The sequence below is a fragment of the Streptomyces sp. NPDC046465 genome, assembly GCF_040646035.1.
Lineage (GTDB): Bacteria > Actinomycetota > Actinomycetes > Streptomycetales > Streptomycetaceae > Streptomyces.
Genome location: NZ_JBEYZK010000002.1, coordinates 413,301 through 437,533 on the forward strand (window position 1 = coordinate 413,301; position 24,233 = coordinate 437,533).

Annotated in this window: 26 protein-coding genes, 3 tRNA genes and 2 pseudogenes; 7 read left to right on the top strand and 24 right to left on the bottom strand. The window is 70.8% G+C overall.

Features of this window, described 5'->3' with window-relative positions; translation table 11 throughout:
• The first annotated feature begins 116 nt into the window (after nucleotides 1–116).
• On the top strand, nucleotides 117–1,343 hold the full coding sequence (locus ABZ953_RS04915; RefSeq protein ID WP_361716741.1) for a pyridoxal phosphate-dependent aminotransferase: 1,227 nt from the start codon (nucleotides 117–119) through the stop codon (nucleotides 1,341–1,343).
• Nucleotides 1,344–1,487: 144 nt separating this feature from the next.
• The gene (locus ABZ953_RS04920; RefSeq protein WP_361716744.1) at nucleotides 1,488–2,507 is read left to right on the top strand and encodes an adenosine deaminase; all 1,020 of its coding nucleotides are present in this window, start codon (nucleotides 1,488–1,490) and stop codon (nucleotides 2,505–2,507) included.
• Here ABZ953_RS04920 and ABZ953_RS04925 read toward each other — a convergent pair.
• A pseudogene (locus ABZ953_RS04925) lies at nucleotides 2,500–2,622 on the bottom strand (TetR/AcrR family transcriptional regulator); the annotation flags it as partial. The gene ABZ953_RS04920 and the pseudogene ABZ953_RS04925 sit on opposite strands and share 8 nt — an antisense overlap.
• Before the next feature lie 17 nt (nucleotides 2,623–2,639).
• On the opposite strand from ABZ953_RS04925, the pseudogene ABZ953_RS04930 reads away from it, so the two are divergent.
• Nucleotides 2,640–2,946 (top strand): annotated as a pseudogene (locus tag ABZ953_RS04930) (NAD(P)H-binding protein); the annotation flags it as partial.
• Nucleotides 2,947–3,005: 59 nt separating this feature from the next.
• Here ABZ953_RS04930 and ABZ953_RS04935 read toward each other — a convergent pair.
• The 8 genes from ABZ953_RS04935 to ABZ953_RS04970 form a co-directional block, all read right to left on the bottom strand.
• Nucleotides 3,006–4,061, bottom strand: coding sequence for a UDP-N-acetylmuramate dehydrogenase (locus tag ABZ953_RS04935; RefSeq protein WP_361716747.1), 1,056 nt, complete (start codon nucleotides 4,059–4,061; stop codon nucleotides 3,006–3,008).
• A 60-nt stretch (nucleotides 4,062–4,121) separates the two neighbouring features.
• Nucleotides 4,122–5,558, bottom strand: a complete 1,437-nt coding sequence (locus ABZ953_RS04940) for an MFS transporter (RefSeq protein ID WP_361716750.1) — start codon at nucleotides 5,556–5,558, stop codon at nucleotides 4,122–4,124.
• A gap of 115 nt (nucleotides 5,559–5,673) precedes the next feature.
• A complete protein-coding gene (locus ABZ953_RS04945) occupies nucleotides 5,674–6,222 on the bottom strand; it encodes a helix-turn-helix domain-containing protein (protein WP_361716753.1) in 549 nt (182 codons plus the stop codon).
• Nucleotides 6,223–6,340: 118 nt separating this feature from the next.
• Nucleotides 6,341–6,769: a MaoC family dehydratase gene (locus tag ABZ953_RS04950; RefSeq protein WP_361716756.1), complete on the bottom strand. Its 429-nt coding sequence runs from the start codon at nucleotides 6,767–6,769 to the stop codon at nucleotides 6,341–6,343.
• A gap of 4 nt (nucleotides 6,770–6,773) precedes the next feature.
• A complete protein-coding gene (locus ABZ953_RS04955; protein ID WP_361716759.1) occupies nucleotides 6,774–7,238 on the bottom strand; it encodes a MaoC family dehydratase N-terminal domain-containing protein in 465 nt (154 codons plus the stop codon).
• Nucleotides 7,239–7,352: 114 nt separating this feature from the next.
• Nucleotides 7,353–7,517: a 50S ribosomal protein L33 gene (gene rpmG / locus ABZ953_RS04960; protein WP_004571794.1), complete on the bottom strand. Its 165-nt coding sequence runs from the start codon at nucleotides 7,515–7,517 to the stop codon at nucleotides 7,353–7,355.
• 89 nt (nucleotides 7,518–7,606) lie between these two features.
• Nucleotides 7,607–7,679 (bottom strand) — tRNA-Met (locus ABZ953_RS04965).
• 48 nt (nucleotides 7,680–7,727) lie between these two features.
• Nucleotides 7,728–7,800 (bottom strand) — tRNA-Thr (locus ABZ953_RS04970).
• Nucleotides 7,801–8,042: 242 nt separating this feature from the next.
• On the opposite strand from ABZ953_RS04970, the gene ABZ953_RS04975 reads away from it, so the two are divergent.
• Together ABZ953_RS04975 and ABZ953_RS04980 are read left to right on the top strand one after the other, a co-directional pair.
• Nucleotides 8,043–9,338, top strand: a complete 1,296-nt coding sequence (locus ABZ953_RS04975) for an amidohydrolase family protein (protein WP_361716762.1) — start codon at nucleotides 8,043–8,045, stop codon at nucleotides 9,336–9,338.
• Nucleotides 9,339–9,498: 160 nt separating this feature from the next.
• On the top strand, nucleotides 9,499–10,155 hold the full coding sequence (locus ABZ953_RS04980) for an SDR family oxidoreductase (protein ID WP_361716765.1): 657 nt from the start codon (nucleotides 9,499–9,501) through the stop codon (nucleotides 10,153–10,155).
• Between the two features lie 16 nt (nucleotides 10,156–10,171).
• Here ABZ953_RS04980 and ABZ953_RS04985 read toward each other — a convergent pair whose 3' ends face one another.
• A complete protein-coding gene (locus ABZ953_RS04985; protein WP_361716768.1) occupies nucleotides 10,172–10,384 on the bottom strand; it encodes a hypothetical protein in 213 nt (70 codons plus the stop codon).
• 119 nt (nucleotides 10,385–10,503) lie between these two features.
• Nucleotides 10,504–10,585: transfer RNA gene (locus ABZ953_RS04990), tRNA-Tyr, on the bottom strand.
• Between the two features lie 193 nt (nucleotides 10,586–10,778).
• Here ABZ953_RS04990 and ABZ953_RS04995 point away from each other — a divergent pair.
• Nucleotides 10,779–11,267, top strand: coding sequence for a YajQ family cyclic di-GMP-binding protein (locus ABZ953_RS04995; RefSeq protein ID WP_249588357.1), 489 nt, complete (start codon nucleotides 10,779–10,781; stop codon nucleotides 11,265–11,267).
• Nucleotides 11,268–11,374: 107 nt separating this feature from the next.
• Here the strand turns inward: ABZ953_RS04995 and ABZ953_RS05000 are convergent, their stop codons facing one another.
• Together ABZ953_RS05000 and ABZ953_RS05005 are read right to left on the bottom strand one after the other, a co-directional pair.
• Nucleotides 11,375–11,641, bottom strand: coding sequence for a GlsB/YeaQ/YmgE family stress response membrane protein (locus ABZ953_RS05000; protein WP_361716771.1), 267 nt, complete (start codon nucleotides 11,639–11,641; stop codon nucleotides 11,375–11,377).
• Between the two features lie 134 nt (nucleotides 11,642–11,775).
• Nucleotides 11,776–12,312: an SMI1/KNR4 family protein gene (locus ABZ953_RS05005; RefSeq protein WP_361716774.1), complete on the bottom strand. Its 537-nt coding sequence runs from the start codon at nucleotides 12,310–12,312 to the stop codon at nucleotides 11,776–11,778.
• A gap of 213 nt (nucleotides 12,313–12,525) precedes the next feature.
• Here ABZ953_RS05005 and ABZ953_RS05010 point away from each other — a divergent pair, with 213 nt between their 5' ends.
• Nucleotides 12,526–13,125, top strand: coding sequence for a hypothetical protein (locus ABZ953_RS05010; RefSeq protein ID WP_361716777.1), 600 nt, complete (start codon nucleotides 12,526–12,528; stop codon nucleotides 13,123–13,125).
• Between the two features lie 9 nt (nucleotides 13,126–13,134).
• Here the strand turns inward: ABZ953_RS05010 and ABZ953_RS05015 are convergent, their stop codons facing one another.
• The 11 genes from ABZ953_RS05015 to ABZ953_RS05065 all read right to left on the bottom strand — a co-directional run bounded on the left by ABZ953_RS05015 (nucleotide 13,135) and on the right by ABZ953_RS05065 (nucleotide 24,194).
• A complete protein-coding gene (locus ABZ953_RS05015) occupies nucleotides 13,135–13,530 on the bottom strand; it encodes a YccF domain-containing protein (protein ID WP_361716780.1) in 396 nt (131 codons plus the stop codon).
• Nucleotides 13,527–14,390 (bottom strand): zinc metalloprotease HtpX, encoded by an 864-nt coding sequence (gene htpX / locus ABZ953_RS05020; protein WP_361716783.1) that lies wholly within the window; start codon nucleotides 14,388–14,390, stop codon nucleotides 13,527–13,529. Before htpX ends, ABZ953_RS05015 begins: the two co-directional genes overlap by 4 nt.
• Nucleotides 14,391–14,550: 160 nt before the next feature.
• A complete protein-coding gene (locus ABZ953_RS05025) occupies nucleotides 14,551–16,086 on the bottom strand; it encodes an NADH-quinone oxidoreductase subunit N (RefSeq protein ID WP_361717082.1) in 1,536 nt (511 codons plus the stop codon).
• 2 nt (nucleotides 16,087–16,088) lie between these two features.
• Entirely contained in the window at nucleotides 16,089–17,681 is a 1,593-nt protein-coding gene (locus ABZ953_RS05030) for an NADH-quinone oxidoreductase subunit M (protein WP_361716786.1), read from the bottom strand.
• Nucleotides 17,682–17,687: 6 nt separating this feature from the next.
• Nucleotides 17,688–19,697, bottom strand: a complete 2,010-nt coding sequence (locus ABZ953_RS05035) for an NADH-quinone oxidoreductase subunit L (RefSeq protein WP_361716789.1) — start codon at nucleotides 19,695–19,697, stop codon at nucleotides 17,688–17,690.
• Nucleotides 19,694–20,083, bottom strand: coding sequence for an NADH-quinone oxidoreductase subunit NuoK (gene nuoK / locus ABZ953_RS05040; protein ID WP_361716792.1), 390 nt, complete (start codon nucleotides 20,081–20,083; stop codon nucleotides 19,694–19,696). The genes ABZ953_RS05035 and nuoK overlap by 4 nt, the downstream gene beginning before the upstream one ends.
• Nucleotides 20,083–20,637: an NADH-quinone oxidoreductase subunit J gene (locus ABZ953_RS05045; RefSeq protein WP_361717085.1), complete on the bottom strand. Its 555-nt coding sequence runs from the start codon at nucleotides 20,635–20,637 to the stop codon at nucleotides 20,083–20,085. Before ABZ953_RS05045 ends, nuoK begins: the two co-directional genes overlap by 1 nt.
• Nucleotides 20,638–20,810: 173 nt before the next feature.
• Nucleotides 20,811–21,398 (bottom strand): NADH-quinone oxidoreductase subunit I, encoded by a 588-nt coding sequence (locus ABZ953_RS05050; protein ID WP_361716795.1) that lies wholly within the window; start codon nucleotides 21,396–21,398, stop codon nucleotides 20,811–20,813.
• Entirely contained in the window at nucleotides 21,398–22,366 is a 969-nt protein-coding gene (locus ABZ953_RS05055) for a complex I subunit 1 family protein (protein ID WP_361716798.1), read from the bottom strand. The genes ABZ953_RS05050 and ABZ953_RS05055 overlap by 1 nt, the downstream gene beginning before the upstream one ends.
• A complete protein-coding gene (locus ABZ953_RS05060) occupies nucleotides 22,363–23,604 on the bottom strand; it encodes an NADH-quinone oxidoreductase subunit C (protein WP_361716801.1) in 1,242 nt (413 codons plus the stop codon). The genes ABZ953_RS05055 and ABZ953_RS05060 overlap by 4 nt, the downstream gene beginning before the upstream one ends.
• Nucleotides 23,601–24,194, bottom strand: a complete 594-nt coding sequence (locus ABZ953_RS05065; protein ID WP_361717088.1) for an NADH-quinone oxidoreductase subunit B family protein — start codon at nucleotides 24,192–24,194, stop codon at nucleotides 23,601–23,603. Before ABZ953_RS05065 ends, ABZ953_RS05060 begins: the two co-directional genes overlap by 4 nt.
• Between the last annotated feature and the right edge of the window lie 39 nt (nucleotides 24,195–24,233).

Below are 24,233 nucleotides of genomic sequence, written 5' to 3' on the forward strand. Positions count from 1 at the left end.
ACGTGCTCTGCGGCGCCCCGTCGAACAGAAGGGGATCCGATGGTCTTGCAGAAGGGGATCCGATGGTCTTGGAAACCCGCGCACCGGGGCTGTTCGGGGTCTGGAACGATGGGGCCATGAGCGCTGCAACTTCTCCGACCGAGCGCCGGGTGTCCGCGCGCATCGGCGCGATCTCCGAGTCCGCGACCCTCGCCGTCGACGCCAAGGCCAAGGCCCTCAAGGCCGCGGGGCGTCCGGTGATCGGCTTCGGCGCGGGCGAGCCCGACTTCCCGACTCCGGACTACATCGTCGAAGCGGCCATCGAGGCCTGCAAGAACCCGAAGTTCCACCGCTACACGCCCGCCGGGGGCCTCCCCGAGCTCAAGGCCGCGATCGCCGCGAAGACCCTGCGCGACTCCGGGTACGAGGTCGACGCGTCGCAGATCCTGGTGACCAACGGCGGCAAGCAGGCCATCTACGAATCGTTCGCCGCGATCCTCGACCCGGGCGACGAGGTCATCGTCCCGGCCCCCTACTGGACGACGTACCCCGAGTCGATCCGTCTCGCCGGCGGCGTCCCGGTCGAGGTCGTCGCCGACGAGACCACCGGTTATCGCGTCTCCGTCGAGCAGCTCGAGGCCGCGCGCACCGAGCGCACGAAGGTCGTGCTCTTCGTGTCGCCGTCGAACCCGACGGGTGCCGTCTACAGCGAGGCCGACGCCGAGGCGATCGGCCGCTGGGCCGTCGACAACGGCCTGTGGGTCATGACCGACGAGATCTACGAACACCTCGTCTACGGAGACGCGAAGTTCACCTCGCTCCCCGCGATCCTGCCCGAGCTGCGCGACAAGTGCATCGTGGTCAACGGCGTCGCCAAGACGTACGCGATGACCGGCTGGCGGGTGGGCTGGATCATCGGCCCGAAGGATGTCGTGAAGGCCGCGACGAACCTGCAGTCGCACGCCACGTCCAACGTCTCCAACGTCGCGCAGGCCGCCGCACTCGCGGCCGTCTCCGGCGACCTGGTCGCCGTCGAGCAGATGCGTGAGGCCTTCGACCGGCGCCGCAAGACGATCGTGCGGATGCTCAACGACATCGAGGGCGTCGTCTGCCCCGAGCCCGAGGGCGCCTTCTACGTGTACCCCTCGGTACAGGGCCTCATCGGTAAGGAGATCCGCGGCAAGCGCCCGCAGGACTCCGTCGAGCTGGCCGCGCTGATCCTGGAGGAGGCCGAGGTCGCCGTGGTTCCGGGTGAGGCCTTCGGGACGCCGGGTTACCTGCGCCTTTCCTACGCGCTCGGCGACGAGGACCTCGTCGAGGGCATCTCGCGCGTCCAGAAGCTGCTCTCCGAGGCCCGCGCCTGAGCCTGTCGGCAGAGAACAGCGCTCCACGCGTGCGTGCGGGCCGTCTCCCCATCCCGGGGAGACGGCCCGTTTCTTCGTTCGGAGGATTCCACGAAGGGGGAAAGCGGCTACCCGGGCACCAGGTGCGTACGGCAAGCTCCTGGAATGGAGCACGCACGAAACGTAAGAGAGCTGCCGAAGGCCCACCTGCACCTGCACTTCACCGGGTCGATGCGGCCCTCGACCCTGCTCGAACTCGCCGACAAGTACGGGGTGCGGCTCCCGGACGCGCTGACCGGCGCCGAACCGCCGAAGCTGCGCGCCACGGACGAGCGCGGATGGTTCCGCTTCCAGCGGCTCTACGACGCCGCGCGCTCCTGTCTGCGCGAGCCCGAGGACATCCAGCGCCTGGTGCGCGAGGCCGCGGAGGAGGATCTGCGGGACGGGTCGGGGTGGCTGGAGATCCAGGTCGACCCCACCTCGTACGCGCCGCGCCTCGGCGGCCTCATCCCGGCCCTCGAAGTCATCCTGGACGCCGTCGAGAGCGCCTCGCGCGAGACCGGCCTCGGTATGCGCGTCCTGGTCGCGGCGAACCGCATGAAGCACCCGCTGGATGCCCGCACGCTGGCGCGGCTCGCGGTGCGGTACGCGGACCGGGGCATCGTCGGCTTCGGACTCTCCAACGACGAGCGGCGCGGCATGGCCCGGGACTTCGACCGGGCCTTCGCCATCGCGCGCGACGGCGGTCTCCTCGCGGCGCCGCACGGCGGCGAGCTCACCGGGCCCGCTTCGGTGCGGGACTGCCTGGACGACCTGGAGGCGACGCGCATCGGGCACGGGGTGCGGGCCGCCGAGGACCCGCGGCTCCTGAAGCGGCTCGCGGACCGGGGCGTGACGTGCGAGGTGTGTCCGGCGTCCAACGTGGCCCTCGGCGTCTACGAGAAGCCCGCCGACGTCCCCCTGCGCACCCTGTTCGAGGCCGGGGTGCCGATAGCTCTCGGCGCCGACGACCCGCTGCTCTTCGGGTCCCGGCTCGCCGCCCAGTACGACATCGCGCGCAAGCACCACGCCTTCACCGACGCCGAACTGGCCGAGCTGGCACGGCAGTCGATCCGCGGTTCGGCCGCGCCCGTGGACGTCCAGGACAAGCTGCTGGCCGGTGTGGACGAGTGGCTGGTCAGCTGATGCCCTTCAGGAGGGTGCGGGCGAGGGCTGCCGCGAACTCCTCGACGGACTGCGGGGGTTGCTTGCCTGCTGTGGCGTCGTAGGCGAAGGCACGCTGTGCGCAGGCGCCCATGAGGCCGCGATCGGGAAGCTCTGCGCGTAGAAGCCGCTGGCCGAGCGGGCGATCTCGGTGAGGTTCTCCTCACGGCAGGGCACGAGGTCACGGCGGTGGTGCGCGATCCGGCCCGCCTCACGGTGACCGGCGAAGGACTCGACGTGTGCCAGGCGGACGTACGGGATCCGGCGGCACTGCGCCCCGCCGTCGCGGGCCGGGACGCGGGCCCCGGTGGGCCCGGAACCGGCGGACTCGCCGCTTCTGGACCGCCTGCTGAGCCCGGTGATCCGCACGGTCCTCAAGGACGTGTACGCGGATCTGACGGTCATGGAGGGCAAGCTCGCGCGACCGTGAAGCAGGCGGTGGGAGTGGCCTGCTGAGCGGCCCGCGGGCCCGCTTCAGAGCTACAGGCTGACGCCCACCGTCACCGGCTCGTTGACCAGCGTCACCCCGAAGGCGTCCCGCACTCCGGCGACGACCTCGCGGGCCAGCTCCAGGAGGTCCTCGGTGGTGGCGCCGCCGCGGTTGGTGAGCGCGAGCGTGTGCTTGGTGGAGATGCGGGCCCGGCCCTCTCCGTAGCCCTTGGTGAAGCCCGCCTTGTCGATGAGCCAGGCGGCGGAGGTCTTCACCCGGCCGTCGCCGGTCGGAAAGGCCGGCGGGGCGACGTCCGGGCCGAGGCGGTCCTCCACGCGCGCGTGGAAGGCGGTGAACTCCGCCTCGGTGAGGATCGGGTTGGTGAAGAAGGACCCGGCCGACCAGCTGTCGTGGTCCTCGGGGTCGAGCACCATGCCCTTGCCCGCGCGGAGCTTCAGTACGGTCTCGCGGGCCACCGCGGCGGGGACGCGTTCACCGGCTTCGACGCCGAGCGTGCGCGCCGTCTCCGGGTACTTGATCGGGGCGCTCATGCCCTGCGCGTCCTCGAGCTCGAAGCGGACCCGCAGCACCACGAACCGGTCGGGATCCGCCTTGAAGCGACTGTGGCGGTACGAGAAGTCGCACTCGGCGTTCGACATCGTGACCGTCTCGTGCGTCTTCCGGTCGTACGCGATCACCTCGGTGATCGTCGACGAGACCTCCTGGCCGTACGCCCCCACGTTCTGGATCGGCGTCGCACCCGCGGAGCCGGGGATCCCAGCGAGGCACTCGACGCCCGCGAGACCGGCCTCGACGGTCCGCGCCACGGCGTCCGTCCAGGTCTCGCCCGCCGCGAGCTCCAGCCTCGTACCGTCGAGCTCGAAGCCGCGGGTGGCGATCCGCAGGGCGGTGCCGTCGAAGCCCTTGTCGCCGATGACGAGGTTCGAACCACCGCCGATGAGCAGCAGCGGAGTCCCTGAGGCATCGGCCTCCCTGACGGCGGCGATCACCTCGGCGTCGGTCGTCGCGGTGATCAGACGGGTCGCGGGACCGCCGAGCCGGAAGGTGGTCAGCGGGGCGAGCGGGGCATCGTGGAGTTCCTGCACGTGCTCAAGAGTACGAGAACGGCCCCACCGGTCAGGGCAGGGCCGGTCCCGTACGACTGCTCAGACGGAGATCAGGTCCTCGTGCGCCTTCGGAGCGGCCGCCTCGGACCCTCCGGGCGTCCCCCGGCGGGCCGGGATGAACAGCGCCGCCACCGCCGCGAGACCCACCGTCGCTGCGCCCACCCACAGCGCGGGCCGCAGGCCGTCCACGAAGCTCCCTGCCGAGCCGTAGCCGCCCTGTGCCGTGAAGATCGACGACATCACGGCGATGCCGAGGGCGCCGCCCACTTCGCGCAGCGCGTTGTTGGCGCCGGAGGCGATGCCCTGCTCCTGCGGGCGGACGCTGGACATGACCAGGTTGGCGGCCGGGGCGAAGTACAGGGCCATCCCGATGCCGCTGATGATCAGGGCGGGCAGCTGTGCGCCGTACGTCACGTCGGGCGCCACCACGACGGCGTACCAGGCCAGGCCCAGGGCCTGCAGGAAGAGCCCGGCGGCGACGACCGGGCGGCCGCCGATGCGGTCGGAGAGGTAGCCCGCGAGCGGCGAGACGAGCATGGGCATGCCGGTCCAGGGCAGCATCCGCAGTCCCGCCTCGGTGGGCGAGTAGCCGAGGACGTTCTGCATGTACTGGCTGAGCAGGAAGATCGAGCCGAACATGCCGAGGAACATCAGCAGGCTCGCGGCGTTGATGCCGGAAAACGCACGACTACGGAAGAGGCGCATCGGCAGCATCGGCGCCGTGCTGCGGATTCCGTGCCGGATGAAGCCACCGAGCAGGGCGATGCCCGCGATCAGGCTGACGAGGACGGTGGCACTGGTCCAGCCGTCGAGAGGGCCGCGCACCAGGGCGTACACGATGCCGAAGAGGCCGCCGCTGGCGAGGATGGTGCCGGCGATGTCGAGCCGCGCTCCGGGGGCGTGGGACTCGGCGAGGCGGAGACGGGCGAGCGGCAGCAGGGCCAGGCCGAGCGGGACGTTCAGCCAGAAGATCCACTGCCAGGAGACGTGCTCGGTGAGACTGCCGCCGATCAGCGGACCGCTGGCGACCGCGAGTCCGTTGACGGCGCCCCATATGCCGTACGCCATACCGCGCTTGGCCGGGGCCACCGCGGCCGTCAGCAGGGTCAGCGTGAGCGGCATCATGATCGCGGCGCCGACACCCTGCACGGCGCGTGCGGCGATCAGCGCGTCCAGACCGGGCGCCAGGGCCGCGGCGGCGGAGGCGCCGGTGAAGACCGTGAGGCCGACCATGAAGAGCCGCCTGCGGCCGAACCGGTCACCCAGAGCCGCGCCGAACATCAGCAGCACGGCGAAGGTGAGGGTGTAGGCGCTGACCGTCCATTCGAGGTCGTGCAGCGCACCGCCGAGATCCTCCCTGATGGACGGCAGGGCGGTGGTGACGACGAGATTGTCGAGCGCCGCCATGAATCCGGCGACGCTGGTGATGACGAGGGCCCAGGCCGCTCCCCCGCGCTGGGCTGTCTGCTGTGACATCGCTTCCCCTGAGGTTAGTTATTGATGACTAACTTTCGTGGGCACAAAAAAACACGCACCCCCCGTGACGAACAGGACCCCTGCGCGCACCCCCGTGACACGCAGGACTCCCGCCTCATTGCTTGGGCTGAGCCGGCCCGTAGAAGCCGGTCCACACCCGGTGGTCGGGCTGGAACCCCAACGACACCAGGACGTTGATCAGCATCCCGTACGCCAGGAACGCAGTCGTCTCGTCGACCCCGGCCCCCCGCGCGAGATGCACTGTGTCGTACATCTCCATCCAGGCGGCCCGCAGCGTCGCACTGAACTCCGGATCACCGGCCGCCTCCGCGGCGGACGCGGCGACGTACATCTGCATCTGCATGAGCAGCTTGTCGGGGTCATCCGCGATGAGCGCCTGATAGGCCCGCCCCATGGCGTACTCGGCCTCTTCCGCCTCCAGCCCTTCGGCCGCGGCCCGGAAGACCTCCGTGGTCTCCCGGCAGCAGCGCTCGGAGGCGGCGAGGAACATGGCCCGCTTGTCCGGGAAGAGCCGGAAGAGATACGGCTGCGAGACACCCACCCGCTTGGCGATGGCTTCAGTGGACGTGCCCTTGTAGCCGCCGCGGGCGAACTCGATCATCGCCGCGCGGACGACGCTCTCGCGTCGCTCGTCTGCGCTCATCCTGACCATGCGAGTAAGTTAGTGGCCAATCACTAAGTGGTCAAGGGCCTCGGGCCTGACTCACTACTACGTAAGGGGCGCCCCCAATGGGGGGCGCCCCTTACGTAGTACTGACGGTTCAGGCCAGCCGCACGACTGCCCGCGACATGCCGAGGACCTTCTGGTCCCCGCTCTTCGCAAGAAGGTCGACCCGCACGCGGCGGTCGTCAAGCTTGGCCGCGACCTTGGCCGTGACCTCGATCGTGGCGCCCTTGTCGTCGTTCGGGACGACGACGGGCTTGGTGAAGCGCACGCCGTACTCGGCGATCGCCCCCGGGTCGCCCAGCCAGTCGGTCACGACACGGATCGCCTCGGCCATGGTGAACATGCCGTGCGCGATGACGTCGGGCAGGCCGACCTCGACCGCGAACTTCTCGTTCCAGTGAATCGGGTTGAAGTCCCCGGAAGCGCCCGCGTACCGCACGAGTGTGGCGCGCGTCACCGGGAAGCTCTGCGCAGGCAGCTCGGTGCCGACCTCGACGTCGTCGTAAGAAATCTTCGCCGTCATCGCCTCAGGCCTCCTTCGCCGCGGGCTCCGCAGCACGCGAGACGAGCTTGGTCCAGGCGGTCACGACATGCTCGCCCGCCTCGTCGTGGACCTCGCCGCGGATGTCCAGGATGTCGTTGCCCGCGAGGGACTTGACCGACTCGATGGTCGAGGTGACCGTCAGCCGGTCGCCCGCGCGCACCGGGCGGGTGTAGGCGAACTTCTGGTCGCCGTGCACGACGCGGCTGTAGTCGAGCCCCAGTTGCGGATCCTCGACGACCAGACCCGCAGCCTCAAATGTGATCGCAAACACAAAGGTCGGCGGCGCGATCACGTCCGGGTGACCGAGCGCCTTCGCGGCCTCCGTGTCGGTGTACGCGGGATTGGTGTCCCCCACCGCCACGGCGAACTCGCGGATCTTCTCCCGGCCGACCTCATAAGGATCAGTGGGGGGATAGGACCGCCCCACGAAGGACTGGTCGAGCGCCATGGCCCGGAACCTCCTGCGGTTGATTGATCACAGTTGACTGATCACGGCTGACTGATCAAAACGACACGAGGCCGCCCCCAACAAACGGGGACGGCCTCGTGTACGAGCCTGTGTTTAGCGCGTTTCGCGGTGCGCAGTGTGCGCGTTGCAGCGCGGGCAGTGCTTCTTCATCTCAAGACGGTCCGGGTCATTACGCCGGTTCTTCTTGGTGATGTAGTTCCGCTCCTTGCACTCCACGCAGGCCAGCGTGATCTTCGGGCGGACGTCGGTGGCAGCCACGTGAGTGCTCCTTGACGGACGGATGGACGGATGAACGCATAAAAGAGTAGCCGATCGAAGGACCGACCCCACAATCGGCTACCGTTTAGTAGCGGTGACCGGACTTGAACCGGTGACACAGCGATTATGAGCCGCTTGCTCTACCGACTGAGCTACACCGCTGCGATGCCGGGATCTCCCCGCTCGAAAGCGAGGATCACTCGACATCAGAGCCCCAATGCGGAATCGAACCGCAGACCTTCTCCTTACCATGGAGACGCTCTACCGACTGAGCTATTGGGGCGAGCGATGAAGACATTACACGGTTGGTCGCCGATCGCCCAAATCCGTTTCGCCGGGGCCGCCCAAGGGCATCGGAAGCCCCGCCTCAGAGGTCTGTGAGCGCCCCACCAGTGCACTCGCACCACACCGGTACGACTATTCCGCTCCTCCTCGAAGCAGGCCTTTCGCCGTCCTAGGCTCGGCACACGCTGCGTGATCTTGACGCCTCGACGACTGCAGCCGCCCCCGAGCCCCAGGAGCGCGATGCCCGACAGCCAGCCGCAGCAACCCCACTCCTCGGGCGCCTCCGGACCCTCGGGTTCCGGCCCCGCCGACGACTCCGGAGCCCTGCTGCTCTGCGGCGCCCGGCTCACCGACGGCCGGACCGTGGACGTCCGGCTCGGCGGCGGGCGCATCGAGGCGGTCGGTACCGCGGGCAGCCTGAGCACGCACGCCGCACGCGTGGACCTCTCCGGGTACCTCCTGCTGCCCGCGGCGGCGGAGCCGCACGCGCACAGCGACACGGCGCTGTCGGCGGACACGCCGGGGCCGGTCTCGTACGACATCCCTGACGTGCAGCGCAGGGCCACTGAAGCGGCGCTGCTGCAACTCGGGCACGGCGCCACGGCGCTGCGCTCGCACGTGCGGATCGGCGACGTCCAGGGGCTCGGCCCGATGGAGGCGGTGCTGCAGGCGCGGCGCTCGCTGCGGGGCCTGGTGGACCTCACGGCCGTCGCCGTGCCGCGGCTGCTGACCGGGATCGCGGGCGCCGACGGGCTCGCGATGCTGCGGGACGCGGTGAAAATGGGCGCCTCCGTAGTGGGCGGTTGTCCTGATCTCGACCCCGATCCGACGGGGTACGCGGAGGCGGTCCTGGAGATCGCCGCGGAGCACGGGTGCCCCGTCGACCTGCACACGGACGGTGACGATCCGGCGCGGCTCGGCCGTCTCGCGGCGATGGCCGGGGGGCTGCGGGCGGGCGTGGCGGTCGGGCCGTGCGGCGGGCTCGGGCGGCTGCCCGCGGACGTGGCCTCGCGCACCGCGGAGCAGCTCGCGGCGGCCGCCGTGACGGTGGTCTGCCTGCCGCAGGGCGGCTGTGGGAGCACGGAGCGGCGCGGGGCGGCGCCCGTGCGGCTGCTGCGGGCGGCGGGGGTGCGGGTCGCCGCGGGCAGCGGGGCGATGCGGGACGTGTCGAATCCGGTCGGGCGCGGGGATCCGCTGGAGGCCGCGTACCTGCTGGCCTCGCGCTGCGGGCTGCGGCCCGAGGGCGCCTACGGCGCGGTGAGCGGGGCGGCGCGGGCGGCCATGGGCTTTGCGGAAGTTCGGGTGGAGGCGGGCTTCCCCGCCGAGCTGCTCGCCGTGCGCGGCGACCGGCTCGCGGGGGCGCTGTCGCTCGCGTACAGCCGGATCGTGGTGCACCGGGGGCGCGTCGTGGCGCGGACCAGCGCGGTGCGCGAGTACTGCGACTCCGCCGCCGCGGTGGCGCTGGACCTGCCACGGCAGGGACGGTCGACGAACACGGCGCCGGGGCCGCCGAAGGGTGACGATCCGCCGGCCTGAGATTTTCGGCCAGCTGCCCAGGGCTCCCGGACGTGCGCATGGATGGAGGGCGGCCTCTCGGCTCGTAACGACCCTCCACGCGTGTGTGCATCGCGCTGGATCTCCTGGGCGCCGCGCGTGTGTTGAGCACTCTCGTCCGCCCTGTCGTACGGTCGGAGGTATGCGCATTGTCATCGCTGGTGGTCATGGTCAGATCGCGCTGCGGCTGGAGCGTCTGCTCGCCGCGCGCGGTGACGAAGTCGCGGGGCTGATCCGCAACTCCGGGCAGGAGGCCGACCTGCGCGACGCGGGTGCCGAACCGGTCCTGTGCGACCTGGAGTCGGCGTCGGTCGACGAGGTCGCCGGGCATCTGCGCGGCGCCGACGCGGCCGTCTTCGCGGCGGGTGCGGGGCCGGGCAGCGGCGTCGACCGCAAGGGCACCGTGGACCGCGGCGCGGCCGTGCTGTTCGCGGACGCGGCGGAAAGGGCCGGCGTGCGGCGCCACATCGTCGTGTCGTCGATGGGCGCGGACCCCGGCCACCAGGGCGACGAGATCTTCGACGCCTATCTGCGGGCCAAGGGCGAGGCCGACGCGTACGTACGCTCGCGCGACACCCTGGACTGGACGATCCTGCGCCCCGGGATGCTGACGGACGACGCGGGCACCGGCCTGGTCCGCCTGGAGGCGTCGACCGGGCGCGGGCCGATCCCCCGTGACGACGTCGCCGCGGCGCTCGCGGAGCTCGTGGAGACGCCGGCGACGGCGGGCCTGACGCTGGAGCTGGTCAGCGGTTCCGTGCCGGTGTCGGTGGCGGTCAAGTCGGTTGCGGGCAACTGAGGCCCTCAGGGCCCGCTCAGAACAGCGGGAGCTGGCCGGGGTGGTCCGGGACGACATAGCCGTCCAGAGCGGGCTGTGCGGCGCCCAGCTGGGCCTGGCTGCGGGAGCCCGGGCACGACACCAGGTCACCGGTGCCGCGCGGGCCCGGCGGATCGTGGCGGGCGAACCGTCCGCCGACGACGGCGATCTCGCGGCGGCACACCGGGCAGTTTCTGCGACGGGACGACATGGGCCCCATTTTGTACACAGAGGGCTCCGGAAGCAGCCATGGAGAGGGGCTTCCGCGGGAGCATGAAAAGACCCTCCCCGATGTGCGTTTCCGCAAGTCGGGGAGGGTCTACCTTCATGTGGCGGCGCCAGGATTCGAACCTGGGAAGGCTGAGCCGGCAGATTTACAGTCTGCTCCCTTTGGCCGCTCGGGCACACCGCCGGGTTTGCTGCCCGCTCCGCTTTCGCGGCGCTCCGTGGCAACGACGTAAACGATACCTGATGCACAGGGGTGCTTCGCCACCCGATTGATCGGCACCCGGCGCGGGGGCGATGGCTAGGCTTTGCGGATGCGGCCGGCGCCAGAGGGCCGTATCCGCTGAGTACGCATACCCCGATACAAGGAGCCACAGGACATGGCCGACTCCAGTTTCGACATCGTCTCGAAGGTCGAGCGGCAGGAGGTCGACAACGCGCTCAACCAGGCCGCCAAGGAGATCTCGCAGCGCTACGACTTCAAGGGCACGGGCGCCTCGATCGCCTGGTCCGGCGAGAAGATCCTGATGGAGGCGAACGGCGAGGAGCGGGTCAAGGCGATCCTCGACATCTTCCAGTCCAAGCTGATCAAGCGCGGCATCTCGCTGAAGTCGCTGGACGCGGGCGAGCCCCAGCTGTCCGGCAAGGAGTACAAGATCTTCGCCTCGATCGAAGAGGGCATCTCGCAGGAGAACGCGAAGAAGGTCGCCAAGATCATCCGCGATGAGGGCCCCAAGGGCGTCAAGGCGCAGGTCCAGGGCGACGAGCTGCGGGTCAGCTCGAAGAGCCGCGACGACCTGCAGGCCGTTCAGGCGCTGCTCAAGGGGCAGGACTTCGACTTCGCGGTGCAGTTCGCCAACTACCGGTAGGCAGATCGCTGTCGCGCGGACCGCGGAGGGCGGGCGCCCCGTGTGGGGTGCCCGCCCTTGCTGCTGGCCGCAGATCGTGGGGACGACGGGGGTGCAAAGACAGGCTCTCAGCGCCGTGAGTGGCCGAAAAGGATGCGATAGGCGATGAGCAGGACGAGCGAGCCGCCGATGGCCGCCGCCCAGGTGGCGCCGTCGTAGAAGTGGTTGGCGATCGGGCGGTCCAGGTAGCGGGCGGAGATCCAGCCGCCGATGAAGGCGCCCGCGATGCCGATGACGGTGGTGCCGATGAAGTTGCCCGGGTCGCGGCCGGGCAGCAGCAGTTTGGCGACGGCTCCGGCCAGCAGACCCAGAACGATCCAGCTGATGATGCCCATGCGGTGACCTGACCTCTCTCGCGCGGTGAGCTTTGTGCGCTGTTGTCCTGAAGGACGTCACCGGGCGGGGGCGCGGTTGCGGTGATCCGCAGGGTGCGGCGTACGACACAGCGAAGGGAACCGCAGGCCAGGCGCTACGCGCGCGTGCGGTCGTCCTGCCACAACGGCAGCTCCGGGTCGTCGTTGTCCTCCGCGTACCAGCCCGTGCCGTCGAGCCAGGCCGTGAGCCACGTCGTGAGGTCCGGGGAGTCGACGAACCACGCGTGGCGCGGGTCGCCGCCGTTGGGCTCGAAGAGCAGGACCTGGGCGTCGTCGGTGCGGCAGTCCACGCACGCGTACATCGCGCAGCCCCAGTGGGATATCGGCAACACGCCCTCGGGCCAGCCCCATTCGGATTCGCGCATCGTGCGGTACTTCTCGACGACGGCCGGCTCGCCCCCGGAGGACTTCTCTTCGAGAAGGGGCAGCAAGCCGTACTCCGGGCCGAATCCGCCGTCTCCTATGCGGGTGTAGAGCGCGGCGAGCAGGGGCGGCAGGCAAAAGCCCAGGGAGTCCTCCGCCCGGGCCAGGGTCTCCGCGTCCACCGGGGCGGGCAGGGAGTCCCACCCCCAGGGGCGGGTGGCACGCGCCCGGGTGGCGACTCGGTCCATCAACTGCTCTGTCTCAGCCATGAATTCATGGTGGACCACGGCACTGACAATCGAGGGCCGGGCCGCCCCCACGGACCGCTTCGACGATCCGTCGGCCTGGCGCACCGAAGATCACTACGATGTCGGTCGTCGATGTGGGACGGCCGAACGGGGTGGGTTGTGAGTGAGGGTGCGTACACAGCGTGGCCGCCGATAGGAGGGCCCGCTCCCTGGACCCCGCTCGACGACCATCTCTTGTACACCTGCCATGTCGTCGACGACCTCGTGCGGGGCAGACTCGGCGACCGGCCGCCGGTGCCCTCGACGGCCCGCCTGGGGCCCGGTGAACTGCCCGTGGCGGTGGGGCCCGCCGCTCGTTCCACCTGGCGCGCCCTGGGCGACGGCTCCTACACGCACAACACGACGCTTGCCGTCGGGCGGCCCGCGTTCGTGATCGGCAGCCTGGTCGGTTCGGCGCTGGGCAATGCCGCTCGTCGGCGCCAAGCGGCCACGCATGCCCAGCCGCGCTGGGTGGCCGATGGCCAGGGGGAGGTGACGGTCACCGACCGGCGCGCCTATTTCGGGCATCCGCAGAGCCGGCTGGACCTGGAATGGGGCGGTCTCGACGCGGCCGACCTGACCGCTCCCGGCGTCTTCCAGTGCTCCTACCGAGACATGTACACCGGCTCAGGGCAAATGGTGCAACTCCACAGCTTCTGGGCCTCTTTGATGTTCGTCCTCGCCGCGCACGCCGCGTTCCCCGCCCATCCCCGTCTGCTGAGCGGGAGCTGGCTGCCGCCGGACTTCGAGAACAAGTGCCGGGCGTACGGGCGCGCCTGCCCGCAGGTGCGCTGAACCGCGTCTTCAGTAGCGCGCGGCGAACGGCTGGTCCGTGCGGACGATCTCGCGGCCGAGGGGCAGCAGGGAGACCGGGATCAGCTTGAAGTTGGCGATGCCCAGGGGGATGCCGATGATCGTGACGCACAGGAGGAAGCCCGTGACGATGTGGCCGATCGCCAGCCACCAGCCCGCGAGGACGAGCCACAGGATGTTGCCGAGGCAGGACGGGGCGCCCGCGTCGCGGCGCTCGACCGTCGTATAGCCGAAGGGCCACAGGGCATAGCGGCCGATGCGGAAGCTGGCCAGGCCGAATGGGATGCCGATGATCGTGACGCAGAGCAGCGCGCCCGCGACCAGGTAGGCAAGGAACATCCAGAAGCCGCAGAGGACGAGCCATATGACGTTCAGGATTGTCTTCACTGGTGGCGACCTGCCATCTGCTCGAGTCGGGCAATGCGCTCCGCCATCGGCGGATGCGTGGAGAACATCTTGGACATGCCCTGCCCCGGGCGGAAAGGGTTCGCAATCATCATGTGACTTGCCGTCTCGAGACGGGGCTCGGGCGGCAGCGGCAACTGCTTCGTCCCTGCGTCGAGTTTACGCAGGGCGCTCGCCAGAGCCAGGGGGTCGCCGGTGAGTTGTGCGCCGGACGCGTCGGCCTCGTACTCCCTGGAGCGGCTGATCGCGAGCTGGATGATGGACGCCGCGAGCGGGCCGAGCAGCATGATCAGGAGCATGCCGAAGATGCCGGGGCCCTCGTTGTCGTTCGACCGGCCGACCGGGATCAGCCAGGCGAAGTTGACCAGGAACATGATCACGGAGGCCAAGGCGCCCGCGACCGACGAGATCAGGATGTCGCGGTTGTAGACATGGCTGAGCTCATGGCCGATGACCCCGCGCAGTTCGCGCTCGTCCAGGAGGCGCAGGATGCCGTCGGTGCAGCACACCGCCGCGTTGCGCGGATTGCGGCCCGTCGCGAACGCGTTCGGCGCCTCGGTGGGCGAGATGTACAGGCGTGGCATGGGCTGGCGGGCCTGGGTGGAGAGCTCGCGGACCATGCGGTACAGCTCGGGGGCCTCGAACTCGCTCACCGGGCGGGCACGCATGGCGCGCAGGGCGAGCTTGTCGCTGTTCCAGTACGCGTACGCATTGGTGCCGAGCGCCACGAACAGCGCGACGATCAGGCCCGTACGCCCGAAGAAACTGCCGATGACAAGGATGAGCGCGGACAGTCCCCCGAGGAGTACGGCGGTCTTCAACCCGTTGTGCCGGCGGTGCACGGTACGCCCTCCTGGTGGTGCGTGGGGGAACCCTCTGCTGACTGGTGCTTCCACTGTTCAGTGGACCCTCCCGTACTGGTCAACGCCAGGCGGGGAGCACTAGTTCCCTTGTGCACGCAGGAGCGATGTAGGCCGCGCGGGTGACGGCCCCGGCGCCGGGTCAGAACAGGCCGGTGTCCGAGAAGCGCAGGATCAGCTGGGGCGCTCCGGAGAGGGCGATGCCGAGGACCGCCGTCAGCGCGATGGCCACGGTGAGCGGGGCCGGCACCCGGTGCCGGACCGGCTCGCCCTCGGGGGCGCGGAACAGGAGCGCGGTCCACTGCAGGTAGTAGTAGAGGGCGATCACTACGTTCACGGCCATCACCACGGCGAGCCAGCCGAGGCCCGCGTCGACCGCGGCCGAGAAGACCGTGACCTTCGCGAAGAGGCCGATGATGCCGGGCGGCAGGCCGGCGAGGCAGAGCAGGAAGAAGCCCAGGACGAGCGCGGCCAGCGGGCTGCGGGCGTACAGGCCGCGGTAGTCGCTGACGCGGTTGCGGCGCCGGGTGCGGCCGACGAGGGCCGCCACGGCGAAGGCTCCGAGGTTCACGGCCGCGTACATCAGGGCGTACGCGACGGTGGAGCCGACGGCCTTCTCGGCTGCGGCCTCGTTGTCGGCGTAGCCGGCCGCGGCGATCGGCACCAGGAGGTAGCCGGCCTGACCGACCGAGGACCAGGCGAGGAGGCGGACCGCGCTGTACGCGCGCGTGGTCCGCTGCCGCAGGGCCGCTACGTTGCCCGCGGTCATGGTGAGCGCGGCGAGAACGGCGAGTGCCGGGCCCCAGACGTCCGCGTACGAGGGGAAGGCGACGACGGTGACGAGGATGAGGCCGGTGAAACCGACGGCCTTGCCGACGACGGAGAGGTAAGCCGCGACCGGGAGCGGCGCGCCTACGTAGGTGTCGGGTACCCAGAAGTGGAACGGGACGGCCGCCACTTTGAAGGCGAACCCGACGAGGGTGAGGGCGACGCCGGTCTGGGCGAGGGTGTGCAGTTGGCCGTCGACGTTCCGGAGCTCGGTGGCGATCTCGGTCAGGTGCAGGGTGCCGGTCGCCGCGTACACGAAGCTGACGCCCATGAGGGTCACCGCGGTCGCGGTGACGGAGGAGAGGAAGAACTTCAGGGCCGCTTCGGAGGAGCGCTTGTCGCCGCGCTTCAGGCCGACGAGTGCGAACGCCGGCAGGGACGCGACCTCCAGGGCGACGATCAGCGTCGCGAGGTCGCGCGAGGCGGGCAGCAGGGCGGCGCCCGCCGCGGAGGAGAGCAGTAGGAACCAGTACTCCCCCGCGGGCAGTTCGTCCCCGGAGTCCTTGAGCGTGCTCATGGAGAGCAGGGCGGCGAGCAGAGCGCCGCCGAGGACCAGGAGCTGGATGACGAGGGTGAAGCGGTCGGCGGTGTAGCTGCACGCGTGCGTGCCTCCGCCGGTCAGGCAGAAGGTCGAGCGGTCGTCGTCCAGGAGGGGCAGCAGCGAGAGCGCGGCCGCGGCCAGGCCCGCTACGGAGATCCAGCCGAGGACCGCCTTTTTTCCGGCTCCTACGAAGAGGTCGGCGACGAGCACGACGAGGCCGACGACCGCCACGACGGTCGGCGGCGCGATCGCGAGCCAGTCGACGGACTGGACCAGGTTTGCCGCGCTTTCGGCGCTTTCGGCGGCCACGGTCACGACTTGCCTCCAGTGAGGAGCTTCTGCACGGCCGGGTCGGTCAGGCCGAGGAGAGCCGCGGGCCAGAGTCCGGCGAGGACGGTGAGGGCGACGAGCGGGGTCCAGGCGGCGAACTCGTAGCCGTGGACGTCGGCGACCGCCTTGGGCGCGGGTTCGTCGGTCGCGGCCTGCGGCATCGGGCCCATGCAGACGCGGCGTACGACGATGAGCATGTACGCGGCGGTGAGCAGGGTGCCGAAGGCCGCGATCGCCATGAAGGTGAGGAAGGCGGGGCGGCTCAGGTCGTCGGCGGGTTCGAACGCGCCGAACAGGGCGAGCATTTCGCCCCAGAAACCGGCGAGGCCGGGCAGCCCGAGCGAGGCGACGGCGCCGAAGGCGAGGAGGCCGCCGAGGCGCGGGGCCTTGCCGTAGAGCGCCGCGCCGGACTCCTGCGCGAGGGAGTCGAGGTCGGTGGTGCCGGTGCGGTCCTTGAGCGCGCCGACGAGGAAGAACAGCAGGCCGGTGATGAGGCCGTGGGCGATGTTGGCGAACAGTGCGCCGTTCACGCCGGTCGGGCTCATCGTCGAGATGCCGAGCAGGACGAAGCCCATGTGGCCGACCGACGAGTAGGCGATGAGGCGCTTGAGGTCGCCCTTCGCGCCCTGCTTGGCCAGCGCGAGGCAGGCCAGGGAGCCGTAGATGATGCCGACGACGGCGAAGGCGGCGAGGTACGGCGCGAACTCCCGCATCCCGTCGGGCGCGACGGGGAGGATGATCCGGACGAACCCGTACGTACCCATCTTCAGCATGACGCCGGCCAGCAGCACCGAGCCGACGGTCGGCGCGGCGGTGTGGGCGTCCGGCAGCCAGCTGTGCAGCGGCCACATCGGCGTCTTGACCGCGAGCCCGATCCCGATCGCCAGAACGGCGATGACCTGCACGGATGTGGTCAGGCCCCGGCCGTTGTCAGTGGCGAGTGCCACCATGTCAAAAGTGTCGGACTTGAGCCCGATCAGGAGGAGGCCGAGCAGCATCACGACGGAGCCGAGCAGCGTGTAGAGGATGAACTTCCAGGCCGCCTGCGTGCGTTGGGCGCCGCCCCAGCGGGCGATGAGGAAGTACATCGGGATGAGCACCATCTCGAACGCCAGGAAGAACAGCAGCAGATCGAGGACGGCGAAGGTCGCGAGGGTGCCGGACTCGAGAACGAGGATCAGTGCGACGAATGCCTTGGGGGACGGGCCCGACGGCATTTTGAAGTAGCTGTAGAGCGCGCAGAGGAAGGTCAGCAGCGCGGTCAGGACCAGAAGGGGGAGCGAGATGCCGTCGGTGCCGAGGTGGATGCGCACGTCGAGTGCGGGGATCCAGCTGATATCCGTCGTGGCCTGCATCTTCGACGGCTGGTCGTGGTCGAAGCCGAGCGCGAGGACGACCGCCGCGACGAGGATCGCGCCGGTCACGACCACGCCGTGGCGGAGCACGGCCTGGTCGGGCGACTTCCCCTTCAGTCCGGGCGGGGCGGGCAGGAGAGCGGCCACGGCGCCGATGAGCGGCCCCACGACGATCAACGCCAGAAGAAACTGCATCACGGACTCACTGATACCGATCACGGCTGCTCACGCTCCGGCGGTGGCGACGAGGACGGCGGCGACGGCCAGGACGACCGTGCCGGCGAGCAGCGCGCTCAGGTAGGTCTGGACATTGCCGGTCTGCGCGCGTCGGACGGCCGCGCCCAGCCAGCGGGGCGCCGTGCCCGCGCCGCGCACGTACGTCTCGACGACCTCGCGGTCAAGGAAGCGGACGAGGCTCGCGGCGGCCCGCACGGGGCGCACGAACAGGGCGGCGTAGACGGCGTCGAGGCGGAAGCCGACGGCGGCGTGCCGGTGCAGCGGTCCGAGCAGCAGACGGCCGGGGTCTGCCGGGTCCGGGGCCGACGCCACGTCCCCGTACGCGGGGGCGTGGGTGGCGATGGCCTCCGCCTCGACGAGACCGCCGTCGCCCTCCGGGTTCGCGGCGACCGCGCCCATCGGGACACGGGCGGCGAGCGCCGAGGTGTGCCGCCACGCGCCGTATGTGACGAGGGCGCCGACCAGGGCGAAGCCGGTGCCGAGGACGGAGGTCGTGAGCGTCGGGGTGAGTTCGCGGCCGTCGAACCAGTCCGGCAGGACGCCGACGGAGAGGCCGAAGGCAAGGGAGGGGACGACGAGCACCCACAGCACGGCCGTCATGGTGACCGGCTGCTTCCCGTGGTCGGGGGCCTCGGCGCCCGTTCCGTGGAAGGCGAGCAGCCACAGGCGCGTCGCGTACGCGGCGGTGAGGAGGGCGGTGAGCAGACCGGCGACGAGGACGATCCAGCCTGCCGCGGTGGGCGCGGACTCGGCATGGCCCGTGGCCGCGTGCTCGGCGGCGCCGAGCACCGCCTCCTTGGAGAAGAAGCCGCTGAACGGCGGGATCGCGGCGAGCGCGAGGAGCGCCACGGTCATCGTCCAGTAGGCGTCGGGGATGCGGTCGCGCAGGCCCTTCATCCGGGACATGGCAGCCAGCGAGTTGGTGCCGGCGGCGTGGATGATCACGCCCGCCCCGAGGAACAGCAGCGCCTTGAAGGCGCCGTGCGACAGGAGGTGGAAGACGGCGGCGCCGTGGTCGCCGACGGCGAGGGCGCCGGTCATGTAGCCGAGCTGACCGATCGTCGAGTACGCGAGGACGCGCTTGATGTCGTCCTGGGCGAGCGCGGCGAGGGCCGAGCCGGCCATCGTCACGGCGGCCATGACGGCGAGGACGACCAGGGCGGCAGCGGAGGCGGCGAAGACGGGGAGGAGCCGGGCCACGAAGTAGACACCGGCGGCGACCATCGTCGCGGCGTGGATCAGCGCGGAGACGGGTGTGGGGCCCGCCATCGCGTCGGGCAGCCAGGTGTGCAGCGGGAACTGCGCGGACTTGCCCGCCACGCCCGCGAGCAGTAGCAGGGCGATCAGCGTGGGGTGGTCGAGGTCGCCGTCCGCGACGCTCGCGAGGATCGTCGTGACGCGGAAGGAGCCGGTGTCCGCGGCGAGCGCGAACAGGCCGATCAGGAAGGGGACGTCGCCGAGCTTGGTGACCAGGAAGGCCTTGAGGGAGGCGGCGCGCGCTTCGGGCGTCTCCCAGTAGTGGCCGACGAGGAAGTACGAGCAGATGCCCATGATCTCCCAGCCGACCAGGAGCACCATCAGGTCGCCGGAGTAGACGACGAGCAGCATCGCGGAGGTGAAGAGGGAGACGAGCGCGGCGTACGAGGGGTAGCGGGGGTCCTCGCGGAGGTAGCCGGTCGAGTAGATCTGCACGCACGAGGCGACGACGCCGACCAGGACGGCGACGAGGGCGGCGAAGCCGTCGACGTGCAGGGCGAGTTCGATGGGGACCGAGCCGGTCGGGGTGAGCTCGGTGGCGGCGTCGAGGGAGGCGTGCCCGCCGCCGGTGCCGCCGCCCTGGCGGACGGCCACGAGCGCGGCGAGCAGCAGGGCCGTCAGCGTGGGCAGCACCGCGAGGGGCCGTACGAGGGCGGGGACCCGGCGGCCGAGCAGCAGGCCGGCGGCGGCGCCGAGGAAGGGAAGGAGGGGGACGAGGACGGCGAGGGTGGTCGTGGTCACGCGGTGGCCTCAGCCTTCTGCGCCGGTGCGGCCTGTTCATCGGTGCCATCGGGGTCGTCGGGGCCCTCGTCGGGGCCCTCGGCGGTGTCGCGGAGGTCGTCGACGGCGGAGCTGCCGCGGTTGCGGTAGACGGCCAGGACGATCGCGAGGCCGATGCCGATCTCGGCGGCGGCGATGGCGATGGTGAAGAGGGTCAGGGCCTGACCGGCGTGGAGGGAGTCGCGGAGCCAGACGTCGAAGGCGACCAGGTTGAGGTTGACGGCGTTGAGCATGAGCTCGACGGACATCAGGACCAGGATCGCGTTGCGCCGGGCGAGCACGCCGTACAAGCCGACGCAGAAGAGGAGGGCGGCGAGGACGGTGGGATAGGCGAGGTGGAGGTGCATCAGCTGTTCTCCTCACGGTCCGTGGCGCGAGCATCCGACGCGGCGTTCGCGGCGTTCTTGCGGGACAGGACGATCGCGCCGACGAGGGCGGCGAGGAGGAGGACGGAGAGCGCCTCGAAGGGGAGCACCCAGTGCCGGAAGAGGATCGATCCGGTCACGTCGGTGGAACCCTGGGCGGCGCCGTCCAGGTCGATCACCGTGGTGCGGAACGCGTCCACGACGACCCAGACCAGGGCGGCGGCAGCGGTGAGGGCCACCGCGAGCGCGACGGGGCGGTTGCGCGAATCGGCGTCCGGGGAGCGGCCGATGGGCGCCCGGGTGAGCATCAGTCCGAAGAGGAGGAGGACGACCACGGAACCGACGTAGATGAGGACCTGTACCCAGGCGATGAACTCGGCGGTCAGGAGGAGGTACTCGACGGCGAGCCCGCCGAGCGCCACCACCAGCCACAGCGCGGCGTGCACCAACTGCTTGGTGGTGACCGAGATGACCGCCGCGCCGAGCGTGACGAGTCCGACGAGGATGAAGGCGATCTCGACGCCGGTCGGCGACAGGAAGCCGTGGCTCTCGGCGGCCGTGGCGGCGGTGGCCTGCGCTGCCGACGTAGTGGCCTGCGCTGCCGAAGTGGCGGCCTGCGCTGCCGAAGTGGCGGCCTGCGCTGCCGAAGTGGCGGCCTGCGCTGCCGAAGTGGCGGCCTGCGCTGCCGATGTGGCGGCTGCTGCGAACGTCACGCGTCCCCCTCGGGTCCGGGGGCGGGCGTCTCTTGGGCGGCGGCCAGTTTCTCCGCGGACTTGCGGGCGGCGGCGAGTTCCTTCGGGTCCTCGGCGCCCGGGTCCAGGGCGGGCGGGGCCGGGACCGTCCACATCCACTCGCGGAGTTTGTCGCGCTCGTGGGTGAGTTCGTGGATGTCGGTCTCGGCGTACTCGAACTCCGGGGACCAGAAGAGCGCGTCGAAGGGGCAGACCTCGATGCAGATACCGCAGTACATGCAGAGGGCGAAGTCGATGGCGAAACGGTCGAGGACGTTGCGGCTGCGCTCGCGGCCACCGGGGGCGGCGGGCGGGACCGTCTCCTTGTGGGAGTCGATGTAGATGCACCAGTCCGGGCACTCACGGGCGCACAGCATGCAGACCGTGCAGTTCTCCTCGAAGAGGCCGATGACGCCACGGGTGCGGGGCGGGAGTTCGGGCTGGTGCTCCGGGTACTGCTCGGTGACGGTTTTCTTCGTCATGGTGCGGAGGGTGACGGCGAGGCCCTTGGCGAGGCCGCTGCCGGGAATCCGGGGCCGGGTGGTGGGCGGGAGGGACGCAGCCATCAGTTGATCGCCACCTTCACGATTCCGGTGAGCGCGATCTGCGCGAGGGCGAGCGGGACGAGGAGGGTCCAGGAGAGCTTCTGGAGCTGGTCCTCGCGGAGACGGGGGTAGGACACGCGCAGCCAGATGACCACGAAGGCCAGGACGGCCGTCTTGAGCAGGGTCCAGACCCAGCCGAGGCCGTCGGCGCCCCACGGGCCGTGCCAGCCGCCCAGGAACAGGACGGTGGTCAGGCCGCACAGGACGACGATCCCGGCGTACTCGGCGAGGAGGAAGAGGGCGAAGCGCAGGCCCGTGTACTCGGTGTAGGCGCCGAAGATGATCTCGGAGTCGGCGACCGGCATGTCGAAGGGCGGGCGCTGGAGTTCGGCGAGGCCCGCGATGAAGAACACGAGCGCGCCGACGATCTGCCAGGGCAGCCACCACCACTCGAAGGCGTCGACGATGCCGGGCAGCGAGACCGTGCCCGAGGCCATCGCGACCGAGGCGGCGGCGAGCAGCATCGGGAGTTCGTACGCGAGGAGCTGGGCGGCGGTGCGCAGGCCGCCGAGGAGGGAGAACTTGTTGGCGCTGGCCCAGCCCGCCATGAGCGAGCCGAGTACGCCGACGCCCATCACCGCGAGCACGAAGAAGATGCCCGCGTCGACGACCTCGCCGACCGCGCCCTCGTCCGGGCCGATCGGGATGGCGATGAGTACGAGGAGGTAGGGCAGGAGGGCGACCGCGGGGGCCAGCTGGAAGATACGGCGGTCGGCCTCGGCCGGGACGACGTCTTCCTTCTGGGCGAACTTCACGCCGTCGGCGACGAGTTGGGCCCAGCCGTGGAAGCCGCCCGCGTGCATGGGGCCGAGGCGGCCCTGCATGTGGGCCATCACCTTGTGCTCGGTCTGGCCGATGACGAGGGGCAGGACCAGGAACACCGCGAAGACGATGACGAGGCGCAGGGCGACGTCGAGGGCGTCGTTCACTCGGTGCCTCCTGGGCGTTCGCCGTCGTGGGTGGGCTTGGGGTCGGGTGCGGGCGCGGGGGCGGCCTCGGGCGCGGGGTCGTCGGCAGAGGGAGGCCGCTGCGGCTGCGGCTGCTGCGGCGGCTGCTGCTGCTCCGGGGCGTTGTCGAACGCAGGGCGGGCGTGGTGCCAAGGGGCGTCAGAGCTGCTTGGGGCTGCCGACTCCGGCTGGGGGGCGCTCGGCTGGGTGGTGCTCGGCTGGGTGGTGTCGGGCTGGGTGGTGTCGGGCTGGGGCTTGGCGGGGGGTGTGGGCTCCGCCGGTTCCGGTTCCGGTTCCGGTTGTGGTTGCGGCTTCGTGGCGGGCGCGGTGTCCTGTGACGGCGGTTCCGTCGTGCCGCGCTGCGACGCCGAGCCCTGGCTCACGCTGCGCGAGCGCCGTGGGGGACGCGCCGGTGCCGCCGCCTCCGGTTGCCGCGTCTCTGGTTGCTGCGTTTCCGGTTGCTGCGTCTCTGCGGGCTGACCGGTGGGGGCCTGCGCCCCCGCAGCCGGGGCCTCCGCCGTCTGGCTCGCCGAGCCTTGACCCGCTGTGCGCGTGCGGCGGGCCGGGCGTTCGCCGGATGCCGAAGTTGAAGCCGATGCCGACGCAGCTGCCGCCGCGCGGGCCGCGCCGCGGGCCGGGCGGGCCGGGGCCGCGGGGAGCTGGCCCTTCAGAGGGCCCCACTCGTTGGGGTCGGGCACGCCGGGCGGCAGCATCTGGCGGCGCTTGGGCCCGCCGTGCTCGGACTCCCCCGGCTCCTTGGCGCCGGGCCACGCCTTCGCCACGCGGGCCGCCAGCACGAAGTCCTTGCGCAGCGGGTGACCCTCGAAGTTCTCGGGGAGGAGCAGCGGGGTCAGGCCGGGGTGGCCGTCGAACGTCACGCCGAACATCTCGTGCGTCTCGCGTTCGTGCCAGCCCGCGCCCGCGTAGACGTCGACCGCGGAGGCCAGCACCGGGGCGTCGTGCGCGACCGTCGTACGGAGCAGGAGGCGGCGTACCGGGGAGAGCGCCACGACGTGGGCGCAGATCCGAAATCCCGTGCCCGGCTCGTCGACCGCGCTCAGCCAGTCGAAGTACGTGCAGGTCAGCGTGGTGCGGGCGGTTTCGAGAGCGGTGATCCACGATGTGGGCGGGACGTCGACGGTGAGTACGTCGTACGACTCCTCGGCCGTCGCCTCGGCGCCGAAGAGCTCCTCCACGGGGCTCGGCAGCCAGCCGGTCACCGGTCCCCCTCCTTCTCGACCGTCGGCGCCTGTACCAACCCGCTCCGCAGCGCCGCCGCGGAAGGCCGCGCACCGTTGCCGTTGCCGCCACCGTTCCCGTACCGCTCCCCCAGCGACTCGTGCGCGATCTTCTCCTGGAGCTTGAGGATCCCCTGGAGGAGGGCTTCGGGGCGGGGCGGGCAGCCGGGGACGTACACGTCGACGGGGATGATCTGGTCGACGCCCTTGGTCACCGAGTACGAGTCCCAGTACGGGCCGCCGCAGTTGGAGCAGGCGCCGAACGAGATGACGTACTTCGGCTCGGGCATCTGCTCGTACAGCCGCTTGACCGCGGGCGCCATCTTGTCCGTGACCGTGCCGGACACGACCATCAGGTCGGCCTGGCGCGGTCCCGGCGCGAACGGGATGACGCCGAGCCGGATGAAGTCGTGGCGCGCCATGGAGGCGGCGATGAACTCGATGGCGCAGCAGGCGAGTCCGAAGTTGAAGACCCAGAGCGAGTACCGGCGGCCCCAGTTGAGGACCACCTTCATCGGTTCGGGGGCGAGACGGGCGAGCGCGCCCAGCCTCTTCGGCTCGGGGAGCAGCACGGGCTCCGGCCGGGACTGCGGCTGGGACTGCGGCTGGGA